Origin of the sequence: Bradyrhizobium sp. SZCCT0148 (assembly GCF_018129985.1) — a bacterium.
GTDB lineage: Bacteria > Pseudomonadota > Alphaproteobacteria > Rhizobiales > Xanthobacteraceae > Bradyrhizobium > Bradyrhizobium japonicum_H.
The window spans coordinates 1-6,978 of record NZ_JAFCKT010000035.1; the positions used below are offsets into that span (position 1 = coordinate 1).

Sequence of the window (6,978 nt, forward strand, 5' to 3'; positions counted from 1 at the left end):
CCAGATCGACGAACTGCTACCCTGGGCCTATCTCGCTTCCCAAAAACGCTGGCGCGTGGCCTGAGAAGACCGCTTACGCTTCTTCCTTTAATCCGCGCGTTACACGGGCGTCTGAGGCGCCACGAGAGCCCGACGCCAGCGGCATAACAGCATGGAGTTGTGACGATATTGACTTTACCGGTAAGGCCCCGCGAGGAACGCCGATCAACAGGTGAGGGTCCGTTTGGCCAAAGCACCAACTGGATATCCCGTCAGACCACCTCATTCGGTCGACTGATGATCTGCAACTTCCACTTCATCCGCGGCTGGCTTTGCCGGACGCAAAATCGTCCATCGATGACGGGGAGCTCGAGAACCGAGTTTGGCATGTTGCGGCAGCAGCTTTGGGAACTGTCTGGAAAGCCCGGTTGGTAAATGTAGACACGGGCATAGAACGGCTCGACCGAAACCAGCAGCCCGATGCTCTTGATGCTGCCCGGGAGCTTGCCGCTCAGGTCGATCATCCGGTCTCCCGGGTTGCAGGCAACGGCTAACAACACAATTGCTAGGATCATCTGGCGAGCTTAGCCGACCAATGAAGCAAATTCAGCGGCAAAATCGCGGCCGGTCGTCCCGCACCGGTTCTGCCGCTGGCTGGATGTGCGTGAAAACAACGCCTCAAAAGCACAACAGGGAAAGTCTAGGCTTGGTTGAATTGGCAGTGACCTCCAAACCTTTGGTTTTCTAAGGTTCTGTGAACGTTGGGGGGCCGCGCAGCGCGGCCCCACCTTCAAAACGGAGCTAAGCCAGACGGAACGCGGCGTTGCTTTGACGTCGACCTCGATACGCCAGGAAACCGATGCCGAAGAACCCGGTGATCATCATCGCCCAAGTAGACGCTTCGGGGACCGCAGACACGCTAAAGTTCGCCGTTTCAAAGGCGTCCTGCGCGGGACTGTTGTTGAAGCTGACCGAGAGGATCTGGTCTCCCGGCGTCGCATTGAACTGGACGTACTGGGAGAATGCCTGATTTCCGTTGGTCACGGCGAAATTCAAGCTGCTCGCAGTAAAATCGTAGGTCCCGCTGGTGGATGTGACCTTGAGCAGGTTGTAGCTGTCAGGAGAGCCCCAGAGAAAGCTTAGATAGTTGATTGGGGCTTGGAAGTTGAGCACCGCAGGCTCGCCCGAGGTCGGACCGGCTGCGAGGAATGTCCCGCCGTAGACCCCGCCCTTCGGGATGTCGGCGAACGGCTCATCGCTGGTGTAGACCGTGCCCCCGCTCAGCGTGGCGACCGATCCGCCATTGAGGCCAGCGTTACTTAGGCTGAGAAAGGGACCGGTGCCGCCCCCCAAGCTACCCACCACCATTGCCTGTGCCGGCTGAATAGCTGCGGTCAGGGCAAGAGCCGCAATTCCGGATAGTAATAACCTCATGTCAGTCTCCAATCGTGACGTGGCGCACAGCGCGCCGCATCGCAGGCATTAAGAGCCGACGTTGCCACTTGTTCCTGACTTCATTAAAATTCGATTAGAAAGCTTGTTGCGGGTTCCAAGGCATTTCAACCGCCTCAATCATCGACTCTCGAGGTGAGGTTCCGATTTTTCCCAAACGTTCGATCGAGGGGATCACCCTATTCACGCGAAGCTCGCGGGACGCCTCAGGGCCCGGCGGGCATGGCCACCGTCCTCCCCGATCAGGCTTCTGCCCAGCACAAAAAAAGACCGCCCGAAGGCGGCCTTTCAGCAAATCGATGTGGCTGGATATCAAGCCGCGGTGATCGCCGACGCCTGGTTGCGACGGCGATAGGCCATAAAGCCGACGCCAGCGAAGCCAAGGATCATCATGGCCCAGGTCGAGGGCTCAGGGACTGCAGACACCGACAGGTCGCCCACGCGCAGGGCGAACGGGCCCTCTTGGTTGTTCAGCATGAAGTCCAGGGTGTAGGTCCCCGGTCCAACGGTGAAGTCAAAGGCCTTCAGAGACTGGAAAGCCGGATAGCCGTAGCTGATCGTGGACAGCAGCGTGGTGCCACCAGCGCCTGTGAGCGACAAGGTGCCCGAATTGTCCACGCCCCAAACGCCGGAGATGTGATAGGGGCCATCGCTCACCGTGAAAGTGGTGGTGACATTGATGTCGAAGTTGTTCTGCGAGCCGCCACCAGCGTTAGTCGAAAGCCACAGCGACTGGTTCGCCCCAACGGTGTCGGCGACATAGGCGCCGTTGTAATAAGTCACCAGCGGGGTGACGCCATTGATCTTGTAATTGGCATCCGCCTGCCCATCGGCGGCGGAAGCCAGGCCTGCACCGGTGTTGAACAGCCCAACAACCGATGCATGGGCAGCCGAGCAGGCCAGCGTGGCTGAAAGGACACCGGCAAGAACGATAGACTTCATCATAATTGATATTCTCCTGATCCCACTACCGTTGGACAATGGGTAATGAAGTGTCAATAGCGCTGTCGCAACAATCACTGGAATTAACTCTTTTCAGCGGCCTTGTGGTTTAAATAGCCGGCCCTCAGACGGGTTAATGCGCCAAAAGCCGCCGCGCGCTGCAGCGGCTTCTTTGCTCCGTCAAGGTTGTGCGGCCGCGCAACCGAAGATTCGCTGGGAGAACTGGCGTGTCCCCCGCTTACAATCCAGAATGCCAATCACCGGCTTCGGGCCGCCGACTTTCCCCCTGGGGGAGCCTCTGGACACCCTGAGGCTACAGTCTTCCGCTTTCGCAGTAAGCCGCGGCTTATGAGGACACGTCCCTTGGTCAAAGGGCTCACCTTAAATCCGCTTTGGCTGCCCCATTTCAGCAAATTTCGATTCCGATCCCGTCCAGAAAAGATGGAATTCCCGTCACGCCTTTCTCGGGAAGACCCCCATGGGCGTCGGTTCTTGATGCCTTCTCGATCTGACGAGGAGAGCCTCGATTTCCTTTTTTGCGGTTTTTGCCCTGTTAATTCCCGCGGCCGACAGTCCGAAGACCGTTATATGGACTTGCGCTCCTCGCGATTGTGGTACCGGCGGCACTCCCTATTACGCTGCTGATCATGAAGCCGTTCGGTTCAATCACCTCCCTCCCGAATAGGAGCAACGCTCCTTCCTCGGGCTTCATCGAGGGCGCATTCGAAAAGGGATTGTGATGCCCCGCCTAGCTATTTGGCTGATAGGCCTGATGATGAGCTCCGTACCCGCCTTAGGGCAGGTCGATCTGCGTCAGCCTAACGGACCCGCCGATCTGAGGGTCGATGGGCGTCCGAACAAGCGCGAGGGTTTGCCGCCCAGCGCCGCCGATAAGAACAACGGCACTGTTCAAAATCCGATTTACCAGAGCGATTGCGCCGAAGTGGACCAACTGAACTCGAGCTCTCGACAGCGATATCAGGATCGGGTGCGCCGAGCCTGTGAACAATGAACGAAAGACCGCCCAGAGGCGGTCTCATTAAGGACTGCCGCCACCGCATCAGGGGAGGACGTCGATCAGCTCGTCGTTTGAACGCACAGAAAAAGGAATAGTTCGGCGGGTTGGTCCGAAGTTTCGGGCTTGTGCAGCACTTCGGTCACCGTCGCTCTGCATCCTTCGAAAAGCCCTGGTCCAGACACCAAAATGGATTCTCCGACCCGGGGCGCGACAAGAAGTGTGAGATATTGCTCGGTCTTGTCGCCAGATGGCTTGCGAATGACTGCTCTCGCTTTGATCATCAGGCTACCGGGCAGGAGGGGGCATCGCCTCAGGCCGCCAACCCCTGGGGCCGTTCTTGGGGAATGGCGGGGCCGGCGACCATCGGGCGGAACTGGGAGTTGCGCAAACCGATGCTATCGGACTAGGTCGGCATGTCAAAACGCTTGGTACTCGAACTACCACTCAATCACGAACTCCCACTCAATCAAACGTCGGCGATCGATCTCCTCGTGCAGCTTTTCAGCTCGCTATTTTGCGGTATCTCGAAGAAAGCTCTTACTGGCGGCTCATTTTAGTATCGCGGATACACTCCCTAGGAGCGCTGATATTGGACAACCCCTTTTATCGGGGCTCTCGTCGCCCGCGATATGTTGCTTCCTCCAGCGACAAGCCTAATATTATCTACAAAGTTTAGCGCCGCAACGGTGAGCCGACCGACGTCGCGGGCTAGCGACCCGCCGATCGGCCGCAAGCGGGCGATGATGCGCGCCTGGACGCATTGGTGTGAGGAGCAGGCGGCGAAGGCTATCGCGGACGACCCCGCGTTGCGCGCCGCCGATCTCATAGCCGCAAGATCAGGGCGGAGCGCTACAAGCACAAGAAGTTGGGATGATGCAGCCGGCCGTGACCTTGCCGCAGATTTGTTACGCGCGCTGCAAAACTCTCATACGGAAGGTTCGATTCTGCAGATTTGTTACCGCTGCTGCAAAACTTTTAGATCGGGCATCGGAAAACGCAAAATCGTTACGGTTGCGCCAAAGAGAAAGCCCCGGGGCGATGCCGAGGCTTCCTATCCGCGCGAACGCGCAATTACGGACTGCAATGGCAAATGCCATGAAGATGTCAGGACCATCTGCGCAAACGCGGTCATCAGCATCATGCATCCGGATTATGGCCGTTCAATCAAGCTCGGCGAGCATGCGGCCCGCCATCTCGTCGATCCGCCCCGCCGACTTGCGCAGGCGGTCGGCCTGCTTCAGCAGACCCTCGGCGATCTTGCGGTAGACCTCGTCGGTGACGACGCGGTCGCCGGCCGCAATCTTCGCGAGGAGCGCCTGGGAGACGCCGGCGGACGCGGCAAGCGCCGTCTGCCAGCGCTTGCCGAAGGCCGCCTCGGCGGCGGCAACCACGCGGACGGCTCGGGGCGAGAGCTTATCCGCCATCAGACCACCGAGTAGCCGTTGGAGTCGAAGCTGGCTTCGCGGTTGACGATGCGCTGGGCGTGCGCCCAGGCCGCCATCTGGGCGCGCCAGCCGGTGAACGACGTGAACGTCATGCCATCGAAATAGGGGTCGCCGCGGTCGGTCAGAGTGGCGGCATAGCGCATGAAGCCCTTGCGGACGGGCTTGCTGACGCTGAAGCGGCGCTCGCGGCCGGCGCGCGCCTGCAGCGGGTCGGTCTTGATGGACATCACTCCCTCCTCTCGGCACCGCGACGGCGGCGCCCTTTACGCCCCCGAGCCCGGTAGCCTTTCGGCGCCGGGCGTGAGGTCGATGTCGGAGAGGCCTACATAAATTCGTCCATGGCCAGCACGGCGGCCTCGTAGACGGGCACGCCGTCGCCCCACAGCTGCTCCATGCGGGCCATGGCCTCGACGGTACCGGGGATGTCGCGGGGCTCGGCACCCTTGGACCTGAGCACGTCGTTCACCCGATCCTGGACGGCGTCGATGTAGTCGTCGCAATTGTTGTCGACGTCGCGCGGCCGCTGGTAGGCGAGGAAAACGTCGCCGCGGATGCTGGTGATCGAACCGAAAACCCTGCCGTTGATACCGGCATCGATGAAATCCTCGTACGTCATGCCGCGCGCGGCCAGGGCGGCATCGAACGCCTTGAGATCGCCGTCGACGAGCGGCGCGCCGGTGGCGGTTTCGGTGAACTGGAAGCGAATGACCATGGTGACCTCCTGTGGCGCGACCATCGCGCCGTCATCTTGTATTAATATTTAGTACACATTGATCGAGCGCGCAAGAGAAATCGATTTACGTCGCCGTGAATCTTCTGGCGTCTTAGCTTCACATCGGTGGGTGGATTGTCGGATATAAGCGACATCTGGCGCCGTCGATGCCGGAATGTCGTCTATATCCGACAGGATCGCCGAAAACGCCCAATATACTGTGCTAAATTGAGATCCGAATACTTCACATGGCGAGCCGACATGGCCTTTCCCGACAACCTCGACCGTCTCGACGCCGGCGAGGCGCAGATCAGAATACTCACCCGCCGAGCCATCGAGGGCTCCGAGTCCCTGTCGCCGCACGTGCGCATGATCGAGCGCGCGATGTCGATGCTCGACCACGTCGCCAAGCACCATCGGCACCGCGACGAGGACGAGCTCGTGATGCAGATGCTGGCGGCCAGGCTGTTCAACTCGTCCGCCTCGGCGAACGGGCTGGTCATGCGCGGCTACTACCAGGCCGCCCTCGCCCTGATGCGCGACATCCTGTAGACGACGTTCCTGGCCGACTACCTCTGGACCTTCCCCGAGCAGATCGCGGTCTGGCGGGCCTGCGACGAGGCCGAGCGGCTGAAGAAGTTCGGCGCCGTCAAGATCCTGACGGCGCTGGACGACCGCGACGGCTACACCGAGCGCGGGCGGGAGCAGCACAACAAGCTCTTGTGCGAGCTCGGCACCCACCCGACCTACCGCGGCTTCCAGATGCTGATGGCGCGCCCGTCCAACCTGATCAACGTCGGCCCGTTCTTCAGCGAGACCTCGCTCGATGCGGTTCTGGCCGAGTTGGCGAAGGTGCTGGTTCATGCCGGATCCCACATGCGCACCGTCGAGGAGCGGACGCTCGAAGATTTCACGTTGCTGCTCGACTACCTGAAGACCCAGGCGGATTGGGCCGACGTGAACTTCCGGACCCCGATGGACCGCAGCCAGATCGCCGTCATCGAGGCCATGGTCGAGAGGATCAATCGCATGGGGGGGGAGCGTAGCGCTCACGCCGCCTCCGCCTTGAACTTCGCCGTCCGTTCCCACTCACCGAGACCGCCGCGCGGACTCTCGGTGATGCGCTCGCAGACCAGGCCGCAGAGCATGCAGGTACGGTATGTCACCTGCACCCAGCGGTCGCCCAGCCGATCCTCGAAGGCGGCATCCGGGGTGTACTTCCAGTAGTGCTGCCAGCGAGCGATCCGCTCCTCGACGCGGGCGAGCTCGCGCTTGAGCTCGGTGCGCAGCTTGAACAGGTCGGTGATCTCGATCGGCTCTGTCATGACGCAGCCTTCACCGCCTCGTCTAGGGCGTGGACTCAAACCGCACCCATAGGCGGGTTGCGGCTAACAATACGGCGGCCAGGAAATTGCGAGCGGTCTTGTCGT

General features: G+C 60.5%; 6 protein-coding genes and 2 pseudogenes. 1 reads left to right on the forward strand and 7 read right to left on the reverse strand.

Annotated elements, in window-relative coordinates; genetic code table 11:
- Window positions 1–251: 251 nt before the first annotated feature.
- From JQ580_RS33565 to JQ580_RS33590, 6 genes and pseudogenes are all read right to left on the reverse strand, one after another.
- Window positions 252–503, reverse strand: a complete 252-nt coding sequence (locus tag JQ580_RS33565) for a hypothetical protein (RefSeq protein WP_212285630.1) — start codon at window positions 501–503, stop codon at window positions 252–254.
- Window positions 504–780: 277 nt separating this feature from the next.
- Window positions 781–1,236, reverse strand: a pseudogene (locus JQ580_RS34440) (Npun_F0296 family exosortase-dependent surface protein); the annotation flags it as partial.
- A 507-nt stretch (window positions 1,237–1,743) separates the two neighbouring features.
- A pseudogene (locus tag JQ580_RS34420) lies at window positions 1,744–1,848 on the reverse strand (PEPxxWA-CTERM sorting domain-containing protein); the annotation flags it as partial.
- Window positions 1,849–4,551: 2,703 nt separating this feature from the next.
- Window positions 4,552–4,815, reverse strand: coding sequence for a hypothetical protein (locus JQ580_RS33580; RefSeq protein WP_212285635.1), 264 nt, complete (start codon window positions 4,813–4,815; stop codon window positions 4,552–4,554).
- On the reverse strand, window positions 4,815–5,063 hold the full coding sequence (locus JQ580_RS33585; RefSeq protein WP_212285637.1) for a hypothetical protein: 249 nt from the start codon (window positions 5,061–5,063) through the stop codon (window positions 4,815–4,817). The genes JQ580_RS33580 and JQ580_RS33585 overlap by 1 nt, the downstream gene beginning before the upstream one ends.
- 95 nt (window positions 5,064–5,158) lie before the next feature.
- Window positions 5,159–5,548 (reverse strand): hypothetical protein, encoded by a 390-nt coding sequence (locus JQ580_RS33590; RefSeq protein ID WP_212285639.1) that lies wholly within the window; start codon window positions 5,546–5,548, stop codon window positions 5,159–5,161.
- A gap of 261 nt (window positions 5,549–5,809) precedes the next feature.
- On the opposite strand from JQ580_RS33590, the gene JQ580_RS33595 reads away from it, so the two are divergent.
- Entirely contained in the window at window positions 5,810–6,100 is a 291-nt protein-coding gene (locus tag JQ580_RS33595) for a hypothetical protein (protein WP_212285641.1), read from the forward strand.
- Window positions 6,101–6,597: 497 nt separating this feature from the next.
- Here the strand turns inward: JQ580_RS33595 and JQ580_RS33600 are convergent, their stop codons facing one another.
- Complete coding sequence (locus JQ580_RS33600) at window positions 6,598–6,873, reverse strand: hypothetical protein (RefSeq protein ID WP_212285643.1); 276 nt, start codon at window positions 6,871–6,873, stop codon at window positions 6,598–6,600.
- Window positions 6,874–6,978: the final 105 nt, after the last annotated feature.